Raw genomic sequence first — 22,043 nt, forward strand, 5'->3', positions numbered from 1 at the left:
GGCAGCAGCACCGAAGCCGCCCGCTGCGCCGGCGCTGCTTGAAGTGCGCTCGCTCAGCTATCGTTACCCAGGGGGGCGCGAGGTGCTTCGCGACATAGATGCCGCGTTGTACCCTGGGCAACTTACGCTGCTGACCGGCGAGAACGGCTCCGGCAAGACCACGCTGAGCCGTTTGATTGTGGGCTTGCTGCCAGCACCCGCTGCACGAATCTACTTCCAGGGAGAGGACGTGCAGCGACTGCCGGTTTACCGCCGAGCGGAACAGATCGGCTATGTGTTTCAGCAGCCGGAGTACATGTTCACCTCCTCCAACGTGTGGGAAGAACTTATCTATTGCCTGCATGGCGGAATATCGGAACGGCAGCGTGCCGCCTTGACAGCTGAGCAGCAAGAGCGGGCAGCAATGCTGCTGGAAGTGGCCGGATTGTCTGATCGGCGCTCGATGTCCCCGTATTTGCTCAGTTATGGTGAGAAGCGGCTGCTGAGTATCATCTGCCAGCTAATACTCCCTCGTGCATTGTATATTCTCGACGAACCGACCTCCGGCATGGACTATGCAGGCATCGACCGAGTCGTTCATCTGTGCCGTATCGTGATGAAGGAAGGCGCGGCCGTGCTGATGATTACGCATGATCCGGAGCTTATGAGTCCTTACGCGAACGCCTTCATTCATCTGCGTAACGGAAAAAGTGACTGTGCATCCTACGAGTAAACCTTTATAATAGTAATGTTACACGCTGTGGAAGCGCTCCTGTCTAGGGAGGCGCTTCTTATGTGTTTTATGCTTGCTCTAAGTCATGAGCTTAAGAACTGACACGTGCAGCGTTGTTGGCTTTATAGAGTAAAGGGGACGAAGAATGTGAGCACAATCAAACATAATAAACGAAGTTACATACTGCTGGGCATCTTGCTCTCGACGTTTATGGCAGCCATTGAAGGAACCGTTGTCGGTCCGGCTGGACCGGCGATCATCAGCAGCTTGGGCAGCGTCAGCCTGATGAGCTGGATATTTACCGCGTATTTGCTGACGATGGCCGTTACGACTCCGATATTCGGTAAGATCAGTGATCTGTACGGACGCAAGCCCGTGTTCCTGTTTGGATCGATTGTATTCCTGGTCGGATCTTTACTGTGCGGGCTGTCGCAGACCATGACCCAGCTCATTATTTTCAGAGCGATTCAGGGGATTGGTGCAGGTGCCGTTATTCCCGTCACCTTCACGATCGTCGGGGATATTTATAATCTGGAGGAACGGGGTAAAATCCAGGGGATGATCAGCTCGGTCTGGGGAATATCCTCCTTGATCGGTCCGCTATTGGGCGGTTATTTTGTTGACTACCTGTCTTGGCATTGGATCTTTGTCTTCAACGTTCCGTTTGCAATCTTCTCGATATGGTTGATATATCGTTATTTCCGGGAAGAGCGGGTCACTCGTAAAGTTTCGATCGATTACGGCGGGGCGGCACTGTTTACGATCGGTATGACGGCTTTGCTGTTTGCGCTCGCGGTTGGTGGAGGCGAAGCTTATTCCTGGAGCTCGCCGTTCATGTTAAGTCTGATCATTGGCTCCGTTGTGCTGTTGGCCGCCTTTCTGATCGTAGAGAGCCGGGTGAAGGAGCCGATGCTCCCGCTCAAGCTGTTCAGGATCCGGGATATCTCCGTGTCCACCGTAGCTAATATCTTGGTCAGCGCGCTCATTATTGGTCTGACGACGTACTTGCCGCTGTGGATTCAAGGCGTACGCGGCGGCAATGCCACGCTTTCGGGACTGACACTCGCGCCGATGTCGATCGGCTGGCTGATTGGCTCGGTCATTAGCGGACGGCTAATCGTGAAGGCTGGGTCTCGCAAAACGGCATTAATTGGATCTGTTTTTCTCATTGTGGGTGCGGTCGGATTAGCCTTCATGCATAAGGACACCGCGCTGGGCTTGCTGCTCATGTATACTTTTATTTACGGACTGGGCTTCGGCTATATTTCGACTTTATTTCAGATTATTTCGCAATCTTCTGTCGGCTATCAAGTACGAGGAGCGTCAACTGCCCTGAATTCGTTCATTCGAACTTTCGGTCAGACCGTGGGTGTCGCGGTATTCGGACTATGGGTCAATGCTGGTATTGCCAAGCGCATTGCTGCCGAGCCGGGAGCACCGGGGATATCGAGCGATGACATCAACAAGCTGCTTTCCCCGCACGGCATGACGGAATTGCCGGAAGGCTCAGGCAATCTATTAAGCGGCATTTTAGAAGGCAGCTTAAACTCCTTGTTCATCGTGATGGCGGCGATGGCGGTCATCACCATGCTCATCGTTGCTGCCTTCCGTAATGCGCCGCCACAGCCGGAGGAAGTAGCGGGAGAAGAACGCACGTCCTAATAGAGGGACTTTGACTTTGCGGCGATCCAGCGCGGCGAAACGCCGCAACAAGTCCCTGAGAGGGACTTGCGCCGCGCGAAAGCGGGTAAACCGTCGCAACAAGTCCCTGAGAGGGACTTGCGCCCCGCGAAAGCGCGGAAACCATCGCAATAAGTCCTCCAGAGGGACTTGCGCCCCGCGAAAGCGCGTAAACAGTCGCAACAAGTCCCTCTGAGGGACTTGCGCCGCGCGAAAGCGCGTAAACCATCGCAACAAGTCCCTCTGAGGGACTTTGCGCCGCATCATCTGCCCACGATCGAGGCGGTATCCAAGAGGTCATGCAGACCCAAGCTTGGATACCGCTTCTTTGTATTATCCGAACGTATCCGAAGCTTGTCCCGATCTTGCGATAATCCCCTGATTGTTGGGTAAATGCCCTATCGGTGAATGGGCGAACTCCGATATAATAAACATATTTGTTTTTGTGGGAGCGCTCATCACACTAAAGGGGAAACATCAATGACCAAATTCAACTTGTTTCGCAAAATGGTATTGTTTATTTTTCTCATGCTCATCCCGATCGTCGGTCTCTACTTCTATTCGAACAAGACGACTACGGACGTGCTAAGCCAGGAACTCAGCCAATCCAATACGAATCAGCTCGTGTTCTTTCAGAATCAGGTGAACACTAACATTGACATCCTGGCTTCCTGGCCGAACCTGCTCTTGCATGATCCGGACATCGCCAGCTTTCGCGACATCTACCTCCGGGATGAATATTTGAATTTGGACGCGATTAATTTGGTGAAGCAGATTCAGACCAAGTTGAGCATTCAGGAGAGTTCCTCGAATTGGCGCAGCCATCTGGCGATTTATTCTCCGTCGCTCGGGCGAGTGGTTACGGAGAGTGAGGCGGGCTTCTATTCGCCAGAGGAACTCGAGCGGAATGTGCGGCCTGGATGGCAGGTCGTTCCATACCATGAGGGAAATGAGCAGCGATTTCTTTTTGTGTGGTATTCGGTTGCGCCGTATTCCAGTGCGAATCAGACGGGTAAGTCAAACACTGTGATTAAGGTGGAGTTTGACAGTACGAACTTTCAGGACATGCTGGATCGATTCAAGAGCGACGGCAGGCGGGATCCGTTCTACTATAAACCGGGCATGGGCGTCATCTATAATCGAACGGCTGATCAGGACATGATTAACGAGATGATCGCGAAGCTGGAGCTTGAACCGCTCGAAGCGGTGGAAAGCCGGGTAAAGGACGTAGGAGGCAAAACCTACTCGGTCAGTATCGTATTATCCGATACAACGGGCTGGTATCTGATCGACTATATTCCGCTGACGGATATTATGGAGCCGATCCATACGTCCAACCGCCTCTTTTACATCTCGATGAGCGCATTGTTATTAATGAGCTGTCTGGCGGCATATTTGCTCTACTCCCACGTCCAGGTACCGATCAAACAACTGGTACATGTGTTTAGGAGGCTTCAGGCGGGAGATTACTCGGCGCGAATGAAGGTCACGGGCAGAACAGAATTCAGCTTTCTTGCGACGAGGTTTAACTCGATGGTCGAGCAGATCCAGGAACTGTTTGAGCATGTGTACCTGGAGAAGATTCATGTCAGGGAAGCGAAGCTCAAACAGCTTCAATCCCAGATTAACCCGCATTTTTTCTATAATTGCTTTTCCTTCATAACCAGCATGGCCAAGCTCAGGAAATACGAAGCCGTGGTGGCGATGTCCCACAGTTTGTCCCGTTATTTCCGCTATACGACAAGACAGGAGCGAGAGCTTGTCTCTTTATCCGAAGAGATCGAATTCGTTACGCATTATTTGGAGATTCAACAGATGCGCATGAAGCGGCTTCACTATCAGGTGGAGCTGGCGCCGGGGGCTGAGCGGATTGAACTGCCTCCGCTCGTCATACAGCCACTGGTAGAGAACGCGGTTATCCATGGTATCGAGCCGAAATCAGGCGAGGGAGGGATCCTCATATCTTTTCGGATTAACGGAGATGTTGCGTGTATCCAGGTCGATGATAACGGGATCGGGATGAGTGAGGATAAACGGATGGAGTTGGAAGATCGAATGAACAAGCCGATGGATGAGGAGATGGGCTGCGGTGTATGGAACGTGTATCAGCGGATGCGGTTGCGATATGGGGAGACAGCCGGTCTGCGGTATGCGCCATCTCCGCAGGGTGGTATTCGTGCTGTTCTTTACTGGCCGATATCGGAAGACATGCAGCAAGCGCTGGATCAGGATCAGGGAGGCGGGCAAGGATGAATATCCTATTGGTGGATGATGAGAGTTATGTGACCGAAAGTTTATATCAGACGATTCCTTGGAATGAGCTTAGCGTTCGTGAGGTATACCAAGCTGCTTCGGCGCTGGAGGCGATCGATCTGCTCGAGGCGCATGAGATCGATATCGTGGTGACGGATGTACGGATGCCCGCAATGACCGGTCTGGAATTAATGGAGACACTGGCAGATCGTTGGCCGCAGGTGCGCTGCATATTGCTGAGCGGATATTCCGATTTTGAGTATGCCAAGCAAGCGATCCGTCTACAGGCTTCGGATTATATATTAAAGCCGGTAGACGACGGTGAATTTATCCAGAGCGTCCATGCGACAGTGACATCCATTCAAGCCGAACGCGAGGAGTTGGGGCATTATTACCATTTGTTGTACAGCCGTAAATCCGATTTTGGGATATTAAGAACGACTCTGCTGCGCGACTTGGTGCTCGGACAAGAGGTAGCGCAGCACTACATTCAGACGAAGCTTAATGAATACGAAATTCCGCTTGAGGTTAACAAATCTGCGTTGATGCTGCTCATTCAGCTTGGTCCGCGCTTCCGCGGCATGGATGATCATTCATTGGGCTTGATGGAATATGCCATCGGCAACATCGCTGAAGAAGTGTTGATGGAATCGTTCCATGTATGGCCTGGCAAGACACCTCATCATTGCATGGTGCTGCTAGTACAGAGGAAGACGACAGGACATGAAGGGGGACGGGCACAAGCGATCGATCGGGAATTGCTGCAGGGCCTCGTGTTGCAGTTCCAACAAGAGGTCAAAAACTACCTTCGTGGGGAGATCGCCGTATACGTCACATCCTCATTCCGATTCCCTTCCGAGATCTCAGCAGTGTATCGTTCCGGGCTAGGTGATCTCTATAGATGGGAGCAGGAACCTGGCCATAATCTGCGATTCGCTGATGATGATCGCGTACAGCAGCGGGATTCTTCCGTGCAAGCCATCGATTTGCTGAATCGGCCGCCGAGTCTGCTGCATCTGTTGGAGACAAGGCAATGGGAGACCGCTCACGAGAAATTGGAGAAAGCCTTCACCGCAATGGAGGCTGAACATATAGGCCAGGCCTCGATTCATGAGGCATTCTTGTCGGTCACGAGCGCATTCATGTACATCGCTCACAAACAGGGCTATTACATCCATCAACTGGATCAAGCCGGTTTTGATCCGCTCTACATTCAGCAGGTTGTGCAGTCCGTCTCTAAACTGAGTAATTGGTCCTTCGAAATGTTGAAGAAACTATCGGATATCGCCTCGACCCAGGAGACCACAAGCAAGAGCCATATCATCAAGCAGGTTCAGGAGATGGTAACAGCGGATTCGGGGTATGATCTGTCGGTCAAGACGATCGCGGATCGGGTATTCTTACATCCTGTGTATTTGTCCAAGATATATAAGAACGAAACTGGAGAAGGCTTGGGGGATTACATTATCCGGAAGAGAATGGAGCGCGCACTTTATCTATTGAAATTCACGAACAAGAAGATTTATGAGATTACAGCCGAACTCGGATACCAGAACCCGCAGTACTTCAGCAAAATGTTCAGGAAGTATTATGGCATGACGCCCAACGAGTATCGTGATCAAGGATGTTGCTAAAGGTGCGGAAATCTTCGATTCGTGACATAGGATGCTGCACGGCATCCCTCTATAATTATATATGTATTCCATATGGTTGAAGGGGGATTTGGTATGAAAGGAAGTCAAAGACGGCTACTGTCGACCCTTGCGGCATCACTCTTGCTGGTTGGTAGTTTGGCGGCATGCTCGGGTGGAGATAGTCAGCCGCAAGAAGCAGCGAAGCCTGTTGAGCCCAAAAGTGAAAACGTCTACAAAGAAAAGTATGATCCAGAAGTAACGATTACGACCGTGTGGGGCGTCGATCCGACGCTGCAATTTAAAAATGGAGAGACCATTGAGAATAATGTCGCCACGAAATGGGCGAAGGAGCAGCTCGGAATTAACATAAAGTCGCTGTGGTCGATTACCGATACGAACGGTGCGTTTGCAACCAAGCTGCGCTTGGCAATGTCCTCAGGCCAGGAAATGCCCGATATCGTCACCCTTGGAACAGAGAATAATCAACTGGCTCAAGACCTGATTGATTCGGGCATGTTCACCGACGCGGGAGCGTTGTTTGACCAATATGCATCCGATACATGGAAACGAGCGATGGATCTGGATTCGGGCGTGTGGAATCAATACAGCCGTGAGGGCAAGCGCATGGGGATTCCAGTACTGGATTTTGCATATAATCATGATTATGTATTATGGATTCGCCAGGATTGGCTCGACAAACTCGGTATGAGCGCACCGAAGACGATGGATGAGCTCGAACTCGTCATGGATGCCTTCAAGAACCGGAATCCCTCCGGGCTTGCCCCGGATAAGGTAACGCCGCTCAGTATTGGCTTCAAAACCTCGATGCGGACGTGGATGGGGGATCCGTCATGGGTGTTTGGCGCTTACGGGACCTTGCCGCAGCAATGGAACGTAGCGGAAGACGGCACGCTGGAGTATGGCTCGGTGAATGCCAGCATGAAGCAAGGCTTGGTGAAATTGAACGAATGGATGGACAAGGGATATATCCCGAAGGAAGCAGCGCTTTGGGATGAGAACAAGACCTCTGAACCTGCCGTGGCTGGAACCGCCGGCATCATCCCGGGTCCTTACTGGATGAGCGGCTGGCCGCTGCTGGATACGGTAAAGAATGCGCCCGAGGCCGTATGGAAGCCGGTACAGATCCCAGCGGGTCCAGATGGAATCGCGATGCGGCACGGTACGCAATACACGAACGGCGTTACGCTGATCAACAAGGACATGGAGCATCCGGAAGCGTTCTTCACTTATCAGAATTATTTGTTTGATAACTTTGCCGTATCGAAGGAAGGCGGCGAATTTGCGAACGGTCTGTTCGAGGGTTACGACTACGAGTTGGATGCCGGTGGCGAGATGGTACCTAACGATCAGATCGAGGGTGGATACGTCAATGTTGTTCGTTATCTGCTCGTGCGCGATGGTGCGCGAATTCCGGATGAGCAGATGAAGCGCTGCTGAGGCTGGCCAAAGGGGATAAACCACAGACGCGTCTGGAGAAAGACGTGGCTGTGAACTATGGCAAAGATACGCCTGCGGCTGCCGAGGTGCTGTTGAGCCAGGAGGAGATCTCCAAGATGGATATGTTTACAGGACCGGTAACCGCGACGATGAAATCGAAGTGGGATTATCTGACCAAGATTGAGAATCAGCTTCTGAACGAAGTGATCTATGGCAAGCAACCGGTTGAAGCATTTGATAAGTTCGTGCAGACGTGGAAAGAAGGCGGCGGCGACCAAATCACGAAAGAGGTTAACGACTGGTACCAAAGCGTGAAATAAAGTATGTGTACGTAGCGGAGAGCGGCCCATGTGGCTGCTCTCTTTTGCATGTTGCAAGGAAGGGTCCAGATTGATTGGGATCGTGCCATTTATGTTGGTTTTGTGGGCTGTTTTGGTATCGTCGCCAGCTTCTATAATCAAGAGGTAGATGATTATACGGGAGGATCTTGGATGAAGAGGATAAAGAAAACATGGCCATTCCACGTTATGCTGTTGCCAGCCCTGATCTGTCTGTTTTTGTTCAGTTATTTGCCTATGGGCGGTATTATCATGGCCTTTCAGGATTTCAAGCCATGGCAGGGTGTTGGTGGGTCTGCTTGGGTCGGACTGGATAACTTCCGCTATTTATTTGAAAGACAGGACAGTGTGCAGGTGATATGGAACACGTTCGTCATTGCGGTATTGAAGATCGTGTTTAACCTGTTGATTCCATTTATATTTGCGATTTTGCTGAATGAAGTCCGTAAAGTCGTGCTTCAGCGCACGATCCAGACGATGGTGTACCTGCCCCATTTCCTGTCCTGGGTCATCCTCGGCGGCATTTTGATCGAGATGCTGGCCATGGATGGTTTCGTTAATCGTATTTTGGTCGCGATGGGCGTGGAGCCGATTTTTTTCCTTGGGGACAATGACTGGTTCCGGTTCACGGTTATTGTGTCCGATGTGTGGAAGGAGTTCGGCTACAATACGATTGTATTTCTGGCGGCACTAGCGGGAGTAAGCCCGACACTGTATGAAGCAGCAGAGATGGATGGGGCGAGCCGCTTCAAGCAGACGCTGTACGTAACGATTCCGTCCATGCTTCCGATCACCGTCGTAGTCGGCACGCTTGCGCTGGGTAACATTCTCAACGCTGGTTTTGATCAAATCTTCAATCTGTACAACCCGCTCGTGTACGAGAAAGGGACATTATCGATACATTTGTATATCGCACCGCGATTTTGAACGGAGAGATGGGATTCGGTACAGCCATTGGATTGTTTAAATCGGTCATCAGCATGGTGCTGATTCTCGTATCCTATCGGATGGCCTATCGATGGGCGGGCTACCGCATATTTTAGAAGAAGGAGGAGTCACCATGTACCATAGAACGATAGGTTATCGGGTATTTAATGTATTTAATATTGGCGTGCTCACCGTGCTCGCCGTGCTCTGCATCATTCCGCTCATTCATGTGCTCGCCATTTCCTTTAGCTCCAAAGCGGCGGCTGATGCCAGCCTGGTAGGACTGTGGCCGGTTGAATTCTCGCTGGAAGCGTACAAGAAGACGATTAACAATCCCACCTTTCTGCACTCGATTTGGATTTCAATCGCTCGTACCGTAATTGGCACGGCCATCACGCTGGCGGTGACTTTTCTAGCGGCCTATCCGCTGTCCAAAGAGAATCGCGTGTTCCGCAGCCGCAGCTTCTATTCCTGGCTGTTCGTGTTCAGCATGATTTTTAACGGCGGTCTGGTTCCGTTCTATATCGTGATTCAGAAGCTGGGTCTCATCAACTCGTTTTGGGTGCTGGTGCTTCCAAGTACGGTCAATACCTTTCTGGTTATTCTGATGCTTAATTTCTTTCGCGGGATTCCCAAAGAACTGGAGGAGGCGGCGTTAATCGACGGTGCAGGACATTTTAAAACCCTATTTCGCATATATCTGCCGATATCCTTGCCCTCGATCGCAACCATTGCGCTGTTCAGTATGGTGTTTCACTGGAACTCGTGGTTTGACGGATTGTTGTATTTGAATAACGCCAAGGACTTTCCGCTTGCCACCTTCTTACAGACGGTTATCATCCAGCAAGATATGAGTTCGATGAGCATGAGCCCAAGGGAGATGGAACTGTTGTCGCAGACGACGGTTAATGCCGCGCAAATATTTATCGGTGCTGCGCCGATTCTGCTTGTATACCCGTTTTTGCAGCGGTTTTTTGTGAAAGGGATGACACTCGGTTCTGTAAAAGAATAAGTTTGGACTGCTAAATACAATCATGGGAGGATCTTTCGATATGTTGCACAAATTTAATCCGATTAGCACCCGCGTTCCGCACATGCTGCATGGTGCCGATTATAACCCGGAGCAATGGCTCCGTTACCCTGAAACGTTAGAGGAAGACATCCGGCTGATGCGGCTGGCGAGCTGCAATGTAATGTCCGTGGGCATTTTCTCTTGGGTGTCCTTGGAGCCGGAAGAGGGGGTATTCACGTTCGATTGGCTCGATGGAGTGTTAGATCGATTCGCCGCGAACGGGATCTATGCATTCCTGGCTACACCAAGTGGCGCGAGGCCGGCGTGGATGTCGCAGACGTATCCGGAGGTGTTGCGTGTGAACGATAATCGCGTCCGAAATCTGCATGGCTTCCGCCATAATCATTGCTACACCTCGCCCGTATACCGCGAGAAAGTTCGTATCATCAACACGAAGCTGGCTGAGCGCTACGCTCATCATCCGGCGGTTATCGGGTGGCATATCTCCAACGAATTCGGCGGGGATTGCCATTGCGATTACTGTCAGGATGCGTTTCGGACGTGGCTTCAACGGAAATACGGCAATCTGGAGCAGTTAAACCACGCCTGGTGGACATCCTTCTGGAGCCATACGATCACAAGCTGGAGCCAGATTGAATCTCCCGCTCCGCATGGCGAGACGCAGGTTCATGGCATGAATCTGGACTGGAGACGATTCGTAACGGATCAGACGGGGGATTTCATGTCGCATGAGATCGGACCGCTTCGAAAAACGGGAGTGTCCCTTCCGATTACGACTAATCTTATGGAGTACTACGAAGGGTTGAATTATTGGAAGTTTGCGGACCTGCTGGACGTGGTCTCGTGGGACAGCTATCCAACCTGGCATGATCACGAGGGTGATGAAGCAGCCCAGGCCGCTCGGGTAGCCATGATGCATGATATCGTTCGCTCGATCAAAGGTGGACAGCCATGGATGCTGATGGAGAGCACGCCGAGCTTAACGAATTGGCAGCCGGTGAGCAAGTTGAAGCGTCCAGGCATGCATCTGCTCTCTTCCATGCAGGCCGTTGCCCATGGATCGGACACGGTTCAATACTTTCAGTGGCGCAAGAGCAGAGGGTCGAGCGAGAAGCTGCACGGTGCGGTTATTGATCATGCAGGTCATGAATTCACCCGTGTATTTGCTGATGTGACCGAAGTCGGAGACTGGCTGAAGGGTATGGACGAGATCGTCGGCACGAGAGTTCCGGCTGAAACGGCTATTATTTTTGACTGGGAGAACCGATGGGCGATCCGCGATGCCCAAGGCCCGCGAAATATGGGCATTAAATACGAGGAGACGGTACAAGCGCATTATCGTGCACTGTGGGACCAAGGGGTAGCGGTGGACGTAATCGATATGGAACAGGATTTCTCACGATATAAGCTTCTCATTGCCCCCATGCTGTACATGGTCCGATCAGGAGTCGGCGAACGGATCCAGCGCTTTGTTGAGGCTGGCGGCGTCTTTGTTGCTACGTATTGGTCAGGCATCGCGGACGAGCATGACCTATGCTTTCTGGGAGGGTTCCCGGGACCGCTACGCAAGACGCTTGGCATCTGGTCGGAGGAAATCGACGCACTGCATGATCATGACGTGAACGGGGTGATCATGCAGGAGGGAAATGATTTGCAGTTTCAGGGTGAATACGAAGCCACGGAGTTGTGTGATTTGGTCCATCTGGAGACGGCGAAGCCGCTGGCCGTTTATCGTTCCGACTTCTATGCGGGACGGCCGGCGTTGACGGTGAATGAGCTGGGCTCCGGGAGAGCCTATTATATCGCTTCACGCAACCAGCATTCCTTCCATGCCGACTTCTATCAACGTCTGGTTGAGGATATTGGCGTTAAACGGGCGCTGCCCGTGAAGCTGCCATACGGCATCAACGCATCGGTCCGGACCGACGGGGAGCACGAGTATATATTTGTTATGAATTTCAGCAAGGAAAATCGACAAGTGAAGCTCGATGGCAGAACCTATACGGATGTGATCTCCGGGAACCCAGTTACAGCTACGATGGAGTTACAGCCTTACGGAACTAGGGTATTGAAGCTCGATGTGCTCGAAGCAGTGCGCTAACTTTCACTTGGAAAAGGAACTGAAATATTGGGATTATGCCCTGTGTCATGAATAGGATAGCGCTTACAATTAGGGTGTCACTTGCGCAGTGAACGAAAGATCCACGAGGAGGTACCCTATGTCATTGAGCGTTGCGAAAGGAGTATGGTTTAAGATGTTTCTCTGTTTGTCGTTGCTTGCATTGTCGTTTGGCTACAATGGTGGGGGAGGAGCCGCATATGCTGCGCCTTCCTTTGCCAAAGGGGCTGACATCAGTTGGGTAAGCGGAATGGAGGCCAGCGGCTACAAATGGAAAGATAAGAACGGTGTTCAGCGCGATATTCTGGATATTCTCAAAACCGATTATCAGATGAACTCGGTGCGGATTCGGGTGTGGGTCAATCCGAATATGAACGACTTCATGAACGGCTACATGAACGCCGAGAAGGCGGCCGAGTTGGCATTAAGAGCCAAGAATAAAGGCATGAGTGTCATGTTGACCCTGCATTACAGCGACTCCTGGGCCGATCCCGGCAAGCAGAACAAACCCTATGCCTGGAGGAATTTCACATTTCAGCAACTTATGGACGCCGTGTATTCACATACGGTTTACGTGATGAACACAATGAAGAACAAAGGGGTTACGCCAGACTGGGTGCAGATCGGCAATGAAACGAACAATGGCATGCTCTGGGAGGACGGGAAGGCATCCGTCAATATGAAGAATTATGCCTGGCTCGTTAACACGGGTCACAATGCCGTTAAGTCCATCAGCAGTTCCACCAAGACAATCGTTCATCTATCCAATGGTTATGATAATGAGCTGTTCAAGTGGAATATCGGCGGACTGATTAGTAATGGTGCTAATTTCGACATGATCGGAATGTCATTATACCCCGAAGCTGGCGATTGGTCAGCCAAGGTGGATCAAACCGTTGCTAATGCCAATGACATGGTGGCCCGATACGGCAAGAGCATTATGATTTCGGAAATCGGCATGGATTATAATCAAGCCGCAGCTTCCAAGAGCTTTATTCAGAGCATCAAGACCAAGATCCGCAGCATGGCCGGTGGCAAGGGAGTCGGAGTCTTCTATTGGGAGCCTGAGGCAACGCCAGGGTATAACGGCGGTTACAATAAAGGGGCCTGGCAAGCGGACGGCAAACCAACAATTGCACTCGAAGGCTTCAAGGATTGAATAAGAGGAGGGCTGTCCCGCATGGGCAGCCCTCCTTCTTTCATTAGGCTCCGATTATTTTCCTCCTTCAGCACAAGTACGATCTCCATCTCCAGCCGGATACGATTCGTTATAACTGCTCCTATAATGAGATTATTCTATATCCGATGGAAAAGGGTGGGCGATTATGGATCAGGTGCAAACGGCTTCAGCAGCGGAAGGAGGCTTCAAGCCACTTCTTCGCAACCGCAAATACTTACTGCTTGTAGCAGCGCAGTTGGTATCCAACATGGGCGAATGGCTCTATTTTATAGCCTTATTAACGCTGGTTGGATTGAAATGGCAGGCCACGCCATGGGAAATTACGGCGATGACGTTATGTATGGCGATCCCCATCATGATCGGTGGACCTATAGCCGGCATGCTCGGCGATCGGTATGAACGCAAGAAGATCATGATCGTGTCAGATGTGGTCAGGGCAGCGCTCCTTGTCGGCATGATATTCGCAGGAAATCTAATTCAAATCTATATATTACTGGTTGCCAAAGGTTTGATGGACGTACTCTTCTCACCCGCCAAAAGCGGTAAAATAAAGGAAATTGTGGATCCGAAATATATGGATCAAGCAGTTACAATCAGTTCGACGATTGAACAGACATCGAAGATCATCGGCCATCGCTAGGGGGTTTGTTGTTGGCCCTATTCGGTATTCAACTTTGCTTTATTATCGATGCGGGTGCCTTTGTTGTATCGGCCCTGCTTCTGCTTGGCGTTCCCGGCAAAATACGCAAGCAACCGAATGTAGAAGCATCCCCCCTTCACATAGAGGCAGAGCGTCAAACACCCGTGAAGAAGTCTTTTTTCAAGGAGATTGGCGAAGGGTTACAAATGATCTATAGTATACCGCTCTTGCTAGGCGGCGTAGTAACGATATGCATGGTGCTGCTGGTACTGCAAATGGCCGATTCCCAGATCGTAACGCTGTTTCGAATGATCCCGGACGTATCCGAGGATTTATTGGGTTATTGCATCTCGGCCAGCGGTGTGGGTACTTTACTGGCAGCCATGTTCGTACGTAAACTGAAATGGGGCACACTGACCAAGATGGGATTGGGTGCTGTGGCAACCGGCTTGGTATTTGCCGTATGTGCTGTTGTTGTCGTTGCGAAGCTGCCGCATTTAGTACAGGGCGTTGCCCTGTTCGGCTCGTTCTTCCTTGCAGGCATCGGTGTAGGTTTCGTATTGGTTCCATTTCAGATGCTGCTGATGAAGAGAACACCGGAGCATATGACAAGCCGCGTATTCGGTACGGTCAACAGCCTGACCAGCGCTGCTGTTATTGTTGGACCTACGATCGGTGGACTGATGATAACCGGAATGGGTGCAGTACCGACCTATATCATTGCAGGGCTTGGAACCGCCACGGTTGGAGCTGTGCTGCTATGTCTTAAGAAGAATATCGTTAAGAAGGACGAACTTGATTCCAAGCCTGCTTCCATTGCGTTGACTTCGGAAACCGCTGCGATGTAAGCCAAGTTCGAATGTATATGCAACGATTTCCATCCTGCTGCGTATTAATGGGAACTTAAGTTAAAGTGATGGGAGCTTATTATGTCAGGTATGAATAGTGCTAACGATCGAATGGCGGATATGTCAGTTCATGTATATTCAACGGAGCCTGTACTGGAAGTGAACATCCAGGAGGCTGGGTATGAACCGGGCCGGCCCCGTATACACGATATATCGTTTCAGGTTGTACCCGGTGAATTAATGGGTCTTATTGGTCCGAACGGTGCGGGGAAGAGTACTACGATCAAGGCGGTGCTGGGCCTGCTGAAAGATTGTAAAGCGGAGGTCCGGATAGCGGGTGATCCTCCGAGATACGCGTATGTGCCGGAACAGCCCGTATTCTACGAGGATTTGACGTTATGGGAGCACTTAGATTTGGCTGCGGCTGCTTTTGGAATGGATGACCATTCGTTTGAAGAACAGGCCGAGCTGCTCCTTCAGCAATTCGGAATGGAGTCCGTGCGCAATGATCTGCCAGGAGGATTCTCCAAAGGAATGAAGCAGAAGATGATGCTGATGATTGGCTTTCTATCCAAGCCCGATATCTATATTGTAGATGAGCCATTTATTGGTCTTGATCCGAGAGCTACCCGAGACTTTCTTGATCTTCTGCTTGAGGAAAGGCGGCGTGGGGCCGGTGTGCTGATGTCCACGCACGTCTTGGATACAGCGGAGAAAATTTGCGATACGTTTGTATTGATATCCCATGGTCGGGTCGCTTCAAGAGGTACGCTTCAGGATGTTCAGGAAGCTGCAAATCTCCCCGGTGCATCGTTGTTTGATTGTTTCGATGTGTTGACGTAAGGGGGAGAGATTATGAATCGATCGAATCATTTTAAAAGCCCCAGGTCTCTGTTTTGGAGAAGATGGCGAGCCCATCTCAAATATCAGCGGGATAATCTTGCATCGGTAGCGGACTGGACCGTAATGCTCTATATCATTGTTCCGGGATTGCTGTTGGGGGGAGGAATATATAGGGAGTTCTGGACAAGACCCCTCCCTGAATGGATGCACCTTCTGCCATTGCCATTAGTGTCTGCTTTTCTGTTGTTTATGTTCTCCGGAAGAGTTCTGTTGTTTCTCGAGGAAGCGGATGTCTTGTTTCTGCGCCAGCAACCGCGATGGGTCAAGACGTTAATGATTCGCGGCATATTGTACAGTTATGTGGTCTCGGTGATTAAGGGACTGCTAGCGTTGATCTTGGTGCTGCCCATTGTTGTCCGGGGGCACGGTATATCCGGGAGCACACTTCTCTCCATGCTGGCGCTCACCGCTGCGCTGGCATGGTGCGGGAACATGTTGGCCAGGATTATCCGAGCTAGGAGCAAAGGCTGGCGCAGGCATGTCATAACTTTTTTCTCTCGAGTGCTAACCTTTGCGTTGTTAAGTGTGATGGTGACGTTATGGCTGGAGATCCAATGGCTTATATGGCTAAGTGTAGTTTTATTGCTATTCCTGCTGGTGCAGCTAAGCCAATATCGTATCTCCATGCAGGGTACCTTCATGATGGATGTACGGGAAGATGCCAATACCCGTATGCAGCTTACGGAGAAAATGCTGATACAAGCTGTTGGTAAGCCACCTAGCGTTCGCAGCAAGTCGTGGATATTCCGTAGGTCTGGTCGTATTTACAAGGGCAGCCCGGAGAAACGACTTGCGGATGCGGGCATCAAGGCTATCCTGCGCAATCCGGAGAGCCTAATGCTCTACATCCAGATTACGTTGGTCGGCATCCCGGCCATATGGATACCGCCGCTCGTCATTAAGATCATGGTATATATTGCAATGATTATTCTGATATCCTACTGGCTTAATACCCGCTGGACGGCCTTCGCCAGAGCGGAATTTATGAATGTTCTTCCCTTTACGAACGAGCAATATCATCTCGCAGGTAAGCTCACCATCAGAACCCTGATGGTGCTGCCAGCCTTGCTGTACTCTCTGGTAGCAGGGCTGACACTGTTTGCAGGTGCGACAGGATGGCTGATTGCTGTGGGAGGCACCATTATTGCAGTCTATGGTTTTTCTTCGATCGCTGCCCGGCCCATGTACAAGGAAGATTATCTTAACAGAGATCGGTAAGAACGTATTGAATGTACAAAGAAACCGTTCTTTTCATAAATGGCTTGGGGCAAACCTCCATTTATCAAAGAACGGTTTCTTTGCGTCTAACAACTAGGATCTTTTGAGACTATACGGTTTGGCTGCTTCAGCGGCATGCTTGCCAGCGGTGTATCCTGTAGAGAACGCGGCCGTAATATTATAACCGCCGGTATATCCATGGATGTCGAGCACTTCGCCGCAGAAGAAGAGGCCGGACATGAGCTTGGATTCCATGCTCTTCGGCTGGATTTCCTTGAGGCTAACGCCACCTCCGGTTACGAAGGCTTCCTTAAGGGAACGTGTGCCGGAGGCACGAAATCTGAATTTCTTGATGGTAGCGGTCAATGTCGTCAAGGCTGCGTTGGAGACTCCGCTACCGACCACTTCACTATCTATCCCTGCCTTGGAGAGAAGCAGTGGGATCATACGCTCGGGCAGCATACCCTTGAGCACATTTTTAATACTCTTACGCGGCTCGTCCTCAAGGCGCCTTCGCAGTTCTGATTCCACCTCGGCATTCGAGCGACCAGGGAACAGATCGATCGCCATGTCGACGTTGACGATATCGAATTTGCGTTGGACCTGGCGGATGAACTGGCTGCAGCGTAACGCGATCGGTCCGGATACACCGAAATGGGTAAAGAGCATGTCGCCCTGATGTGCGATAACCTTCTTATCCTTCGGATTCCAGACGGAAAGTTCCACATCGCGCAGGGATAAACCTTGAAGCTCCTTAGAGGCTATAAAAGCTTCGGTTGACACGATGGGTACTTCAGTGGGATAAAGCTCTGTGATCGTATGTCCCGCGGCTACGGCCCAAGGATAACCATCGCCGGTCGATCCCGTCTGTGGCACCGATTGTCCTCCGGTTGCAATGATGACGCACTTAGATGTAATAATCTCTCCGGATTTAAGTTCAATCCCGGCGATTTGGTCACTCTTGTAGAGTACTTGCTTGACCGGACTGTTCGTCCGAATTGCGGTACCTAAATCTCTGATTTTGCCGATTAGCGCATTCACGACACTAGCCGCTTTGTCCGAGACAGGAAACATCCGGCCGTTATCTTCTTCCTTCAGCCGAATACCGAGTCCTTCGAAGAAAGCCATGATGTCCTTGTTATTCCAATGTTGAAAGGGACTATATAAAAATTTGCCGTTGCCAGGAATGTTGGCGATAAGCTCGTCCTGTTCTTTGGCGTTGGTGACGTTGCATCTGCCGCCGCCGGAAATACCAAGCTTGCGCCCGAGTTTATCTCCTTTATCGACGAGCAGCACGGAGGCTCCGGCTTCTCCAGCCGCGACGCTTGCCATTAATCCGGAAGGCCCGCCGCCAACGATAATAATATCGTAATCTTGCATGTTTGTTCATAACTCCTTTGAGGGTATATCCATAATATAGACTAATCCTATTATATAGGATTTTCGCGAAATATCCCAAACCTCTCGAATAGGACATAAGACGGAGTTATCGGTTGCTTCAACATGAAGTTACAAGATATTGTAATATGATGTCTGCTGTGCTTTAATCAGAAATATTAGAAGCGTTGTCCAATTGAGGTGATGGGTTATTGTGCTAAACCTATGGAAAGATATTCTTCTGCAAGTTTTACTGTCTGGTACACTTATCTTTCATCTGCCGCTTCTTCTTGACAAGCATCTTGGATTCCTGAGCAGAAGAACCCCGGATAAATTGCTGCGATTTCGCAAGCATATTGTAATCTCCAGTGGCCTGGCCATGGGGTTGTGTGTATTTATCTCAGCATGGAACGACCACTATGTTCCGATTAATTTGGGCGTCATTCCACTGTTCATCGGTATTCTGTATGGTAGTCGGAGAGCAGGATTCGGCTTAGCTGTACTTTATATGCTTTGCCACGTACTGGTTAGTGGCGGATCAACGGTGAGTTTAATCTTCATTGCTTTAGGGATCTGTTATTCTTTGTTGCCTTGGATTTCAATGAATTTCAACAAAGGCACGATCATGGAGAAGATAGGCTGGCTCTGGAGTGCCTGATTCCTTCCATGCTAATTACAGTGGCTTCCCATGCAATCGATGGGATGGTGAATAATCTGCATCTGAACCCGAACACGTTGCTTATCATGATGCTCTATATGTTGATCGGTATTGTCCATTCGGCATTCATTATCTACTGGATCGAGTTGACGAATGAGCGGCTTGCAGACGAGTCGGGTAACAAGATGAAGGTTAATTCCCAGTACTTGTCCCGGATTATGGAGATGATCCCTTTAGGCATGGTAGCCGTGGATCATAGCGGGAACATCATTGCCTTCAACCAATCGCTTCTTCGAAGCTTCAAGAACGTGTTTCCAAATTTGAGTACGAAGGATGTTATCGGCAGACCGCTGTTCGACCTGCTGGAGAATATGATTCAGAAGGAGCATTTGCGCAATCGATTTCAACTGGCGCTGCAAGGCATCGAAAGCCGGGGCGAGATCATGCGCAGCCCTTCTCAGGTATACACGACTGGAATTTACCCGTTAGTACATAACGAGAACGGCGAGATTGTAGGCGCCATCGGTGTGATGGAAGATATCACGGAGCTCGAGAAGCTTCGCTCGGAGTTTATTAATGCAGAGAGATTAAGCATGGTCGGCCAGATGGCGGCCAGCATCACGCATGAAATACGCAATCCTATGGCGGTTGTGCGCGGATTTCTTCAACTTATGCGGGAGAAGAGTCCTGATACGCTGGATCACTATTACCGAATTGTGATGGAAGAGCTTGATCGGGCGAATGGCATTATCAATGACTTTCTGTCATTAGCTCAGAACCGCTCCGTAGAGAAAGAAGAATGTCATCTGCATGATATTATTCAGGAGCTTAGCCCGCTGTTATGGCTGATGCCAATCTGCGGGGTCTGAGCATCGAGCTTAAACTTGGGAATGACGTACCGAGGTTAATGCTCAATATCAAGGAAATGAAGCAGCTTATATTGAATCTCTGTCGCAATGGCATGGAGGCTATGGATGAGAAGGGCACTTTGATTATTGAGACGCAGGTTCATCATGACAGCGTTGAGCTGTATGTTGCCGATACAGGCAGCGGGATCTCAGAAGTCGAGCTTGAGCGGTTGTTTGAACCATTTTTTACGACGAAGGTGAAGGGGACGGGGCTTGGGCTGGCACTATGTATGAGTATTGTACAGCGCCATTACGGCAGTATCCGTGTAGAGTCGAAGGTAGGTAAGGGAACCGTATTTATCGTTTCTCTGCCATTGGGCGGGCTCGCGCAGGGTACCATTGAATCTCAGAGCGCTGCAACGTCCGAATAAATGCGGAGATCAACAGCCATCCTATAGCAGAACCGATGCGATAAGGAGGGACTTCAAATGAGTAAGAATGATTCCAAACAGCAGCAACAGCAGCAGCGTCAAAATAAAGATCAGCGCAAGGAACCCATCTTGGATAAAAAAACGGATGGGGAGAACTATCCTGCCACATAAGCATAACGGCGAGACTAGGCGAAATGCAGTTGATTTTTTAATGCTTAACGCTTTGTATGTTCTTGCTTTCACACCTTAGGGTTGTATAATATAAGATAGCGATAAGCTGTTATATTCCAAACAATCTTGTTTATATAAGGAGTGAAAGCTATTATGGGTATGTCTTTTGACCGATATATGCGTGATATGGTTCAACCGATGCGGGATGAATTGACTAGCCTGGGGATTCGGGAACTTACGACACCTGAAGAGGTGGAGGAAGTGCTGCCGACAGCGCAAGGAACAACACTGGTTGTGGTGAACTCGGTATGCGGATGCGCTGCAGGGCAAGCTCGTCCAGGCGTAGCCATTGCGCTTGAGAACCAGGTGAAGCCAGATCAACTGTTTACCGTGTTCGCAGGACAGGATAAGGAAGCCACGGCGAAAGCACGTGAATATTTTGCTCCATACCCACCATCCTCGCCATCGATTGCTCTGCTCAAGGACGGGGAATTGGTGCACTTTATTGAGCGTCATCAGGTAGAGAATCGTTCAGCGGAAGAAATTGCGGCTGATTTGACCGACGCCTTCAATCGTTACTGCCAGTAATCTGGCAGTTACATAAGCCCCGAAGCATTCGGCCTATTCCGAAGCCGCGGGGCTTTATTATATTTGTACTTACATTTAGAAATAAACCATACTGAAGGGAGCCTTATACATGAGTCTACAAGAACAGATCATTGCAGAATTGGGCGTGAAGCGACGATTAATGTGGAAGAAGAGGTACGCAAGCGGGTGGAATTCCTGAAAACCTATGTTAAGAACTCGGGTACTTCCGGGCTTCTCATCGCCATCAGCGGCGGTATTGATTCCGCTGTAACGGCAGGGCTATGCAAGCGTGCGACAGATGAATTGGCGAAGGAGACGGGCAAGGAATACAAGACGCTCGGGGTATTTCAGCCATTCGGCGAACAAGCCGACATTTCGGATAGCTATGCGACAGCCAAGGCGTTCGACCTTCAGCATACGGTGGAGACGAATATCGAGGAGGCTGTGAACGAGATTGCGCTCGAAGTGGAGCACGGCCTGAAGAATATTGACGTACACAAGCATATTAGCATCCCGGGCAAAGGGAATGTGAAGGCGAGAGTACGCATGGTGGTTCAATATGCTCTCGCATTTGAGCAGAATCTTTTGGTTGTTGGTACTGATCATGCCTCTGAAGCCATAACAGGCTTCTATACGAAATGGGGGGATGGAGCTGTTGACGTAACGCCGCTCTCCTCACTGAGCAAACGTCAAGTTCGGATGCTGGCTTCGTATTTGGGCGTGCCGCAATCGATTCTGGATAAAGCACCATCCGCCGGTCTCTGGGAAGGGCAGACGGATGAAACGGAGTTGGGCATCTCTTATGAGGATAACAGCGACTACCTGGAGGGCAAGGCGATCAAGCCTGAGGTTCAGGAGAAGCTGGAGGCTTATTATGTGAAGACGGCCCACAAACGCAACACCATCCCGGGCATCTAATATAGAGGTCACGTGATATGACCCGGTGAAGGTCGAAGGCAGGCTCTATCGAGCTACGGTCTTCGACCTTTTTTTGGTGTTTGCTCCATCGGTAGCAATGGATTAATTC

General features: G+C 50.3%; 16 protein-coding genes and 3 pseudogenes. 18 read left to right on the forward strand and 1 reads right to left on the reverse strand.

Going from position 1 to position 22,043, the window contains the following annotated elements; all coding sequences use genetic code 11:
* From JCM10914_RS19215 to JCM10914_RS19270, 13 genes and pseudogenes are all read left to right on the forward strand, one after another.
* Nucleotides 1–712 (forward strand): ABC transporter ATP-binding protein (locus tag JCM10914_RS19215; protein ID WP_036719088.1); only part of this gene is annotated, 712 nt, incomplete at its 5' end.
* A 147-nt stretch (nt 713–859) separates the two neighbouring features.
* On the forward strand, nt 860–2,374 hold the full coding sequence (locus tag JCM10914_RS19220; protein WP_023963755.1) for an MDR family MFS transporter: 1,515 nt from the start codon (nt 860–862) through the stop codon (nt 2,372–2,374).
* A 498-nt stretch (nt 2,375–2,872) separates the two neighbouring features.
* Nucleotides 2,873–4,645, forward strand: a complete 1,773-nt coding sequence (locus JCM10914_RS19225) for a sensor histidine kinase (RefSeq protein ID WP_023963756.1) — start codon at nt 2,873–2,875, stop codon at nt 4,643–4,645.
* Nucleotides 4,642–6,279 (forward strand): response regulator, encoded by a 1,638-nt coding sequence (locus JCM10914_RS19230; protein ID WP_023963757.1) that lies wholly within the window; start codon nt 4,642–4,644, stop codon nt 6,277–6,279. The genes JCM10914_RS19225 and JCM10914_RS19230 overlap by 4 nt, the downstream gene beginning before the upstream one ends.
* A 93-nt stretch (nt 6,280–6,372) precedes the next feature.
* Nucleotides 6,373–8,057: pseudogene (locus JCM10914_RS19235) on the forward strand (sugar ABC transporter).
* Between the two features lie 171 nt (nt 8,058–8,228).
* A pseudogene (locus tag JCM10914_RS19240) lies at nt 8,229–9,118 on the forward strand (ABC transporter permease).
* 17 nt (nt 9,119–9,135) lie between these two features.
* Nucleotides 9,136–10,014 (forward strand): carbohydrate ABC transporter permease, encoded by an 879-nt coding sequence (locus tag JCM10914_RS19245; protein WP_023963761.1) that lies wholly within the window; start codon nt 9,136–9,138, stop codon nt 10,012–10,014.
* Nucleotides 10,015–10,054: 40 nt separating this feature from the next.
* Nucleotides 10,055–12,136, forward strand: a complete 2,082-nt coding sequence (locus tag JCM10914_RS19250) for a beta-galactosidase (protein ID WP_023963762.1) — start codon at nt 10,055–10,057, stop codon at nt 12,134–12,136.
* Between the two features lie 154 nt (nt 12,137–12,290).
* Nucleotides 12,291–13,313: a glycosyl hydrolase 53 family protein gene (locus tag JCM10914_RS19255; RefSeq protein ID WP_036719117.1), complete on the forward strand. Its 1,023-nt coding sequence runs from the start codon at nt 12,291–12,293 to the stop codon at nt 13,311–13,313.
* Between the two features lie 166 nt (nt 13,314–13,479).
* Nucleotides 13,480–13,974: an MFS transporter gene (locus tag JCM10914_RS31455; RefSeq protein WP_023963764.1), complete on the forward strand. Its 495-nt coding sequence runs from the start codon at nt 13,480–13,482 to the stop codon at nt 13,972–13,974.
* Between the two features lie 11 nt (nt 13,975–13,985).
* The gene (locus JCM10914_RS31460) at nt 13,986–14,822 is read left to right on the forward strand and encodes an MFS transporter (protein ID WP_023963765.1); all 837 of its coding nucleotides are present in this window, start codon (nt 13,986–13,988) and stop codon (nt 14,820–14,822) included.
* A 90-nt stretch (nt 14,823–14,912) separates the two neighbouring features.
* Nucleotides 14,913–15,665: an ABC transporter ATP-binding protein gene (locus JCM10914_RS19265; protein ID WP_231638711.1), complete on the forward strand. Its 753-nt coding sequence runs from the start codon at nt 14,913–14,915 to the stop codon at nt 15,663–15,665.
* Nucleotides 15,666–15,677: 12 nt separating this feature from the next.
* Nucleotides 15,678–16,943: an ABC transporter permease gene (locus JCM10914_RS19270; RefSeq protein ID WP_023963767.1), complete on the forward strand. Its 1,266-nt coding sequence runs from the start codon at nt 15,678–15,680 to the stop codon at nt 16,941–16,943.
* 93 nt (nt 16,944–17,036) lie between these two features.
* Here the strand turns inward: JCM10914_RS19270 and JCM10914_RS19275 are convergent, their stop codons facing one another.
* The gene (locus JCM10914_RS19275; protein ID WP_023963768.1) at nt 17,037–18,323 is read right to left on the reverse strand and encodes an NAD(P)/FAD-dependent oxidoreductase; all 1,287 of its coding nucleotides are present in this window, start codon (nt 18,321–18,323) and stop codon (nt 17,037–17,039) included.
* 211 nt (nt 18,324–18,534) lie between these two features.
* On the opposite strand from JCM10914_RS19275, the gene JCM10914_RS30655 reads away from it, so the two are divergent.
* From JCM10914_RS30655 to nadE, 5 genes and pseudogenes are all read left to right on the forward strand, one after another.
* Nucleotides 18,535–18,978, forward strand: a complete 444-nt coding sequence (locus JCM10914_RS30655) for a hypothetical protein (RefSeq protein ID WP_023963769.1) — start codon at nt 18,535–18,537, stop codon at nt 18,976–18,978.
* Nucleotides 18,979–18,986: 8 nt separating this feature from the next.
* Nucleotides 18,987–19,847: a histidine kinase dimerization/phospho-acceptor domain-containing protein gene (locus tag JCM10914_RS30660; RefSeq protein ID WP_023963770.1), complete on the forward strand. Its 861-nt coding sequence runs from the start codon at nt 18,987–18,989 to the stop codon at nt 19,845–19,847.
* Nucleotides 19,820–20,257, forward strand: coding sequence for an ATP-binding protein (locus JCM10914_RS30665; protein ID WP_231638708.1), 438 nt, complete (start codon nt 19,820–19,822; stop codon nt 20,255–20,257). Before JCM10914_RS30660 ends, JCM10914_RS30665 begins: the two co-directional genes overlap by 28 nt.
* A 324-nt stretch (nt 20,258–20,581) precedes the next feature.
* Nucleotides 20,582–21,016, forward strand: a complete 435-nt coding sequence (locus JCM10914_RS19285; protein ID WP_023963772.1) for a BrxA/BrxB family bacilliredoxin — start codon at nt 20,582–20,584, stop codon at nt 21,014–21,016.
* Nucleotides 21,017–21,125: 109 nt separating this feature from the next.
* Nucleotides 21,126–21,934: pseudogene (gene nadE, locus JCM10914_RS19290) on the forward strand (ammonia-dependent NAD(+) synthetase).
* The last annotated feature ends 109 nt before the right edge of the window (nt 21,935–22,043 follow it).

The sequence above is a fragment of the Paenibacillus sp. JCM 10914 genome (genome assembly GCF_001315105.1).
Classification (GTDB): domain Bacteria; phylum Bacillota; class Bacilli; order Paenibacillales; family Paenibacillaceae; genus Paenibacillus_AQ.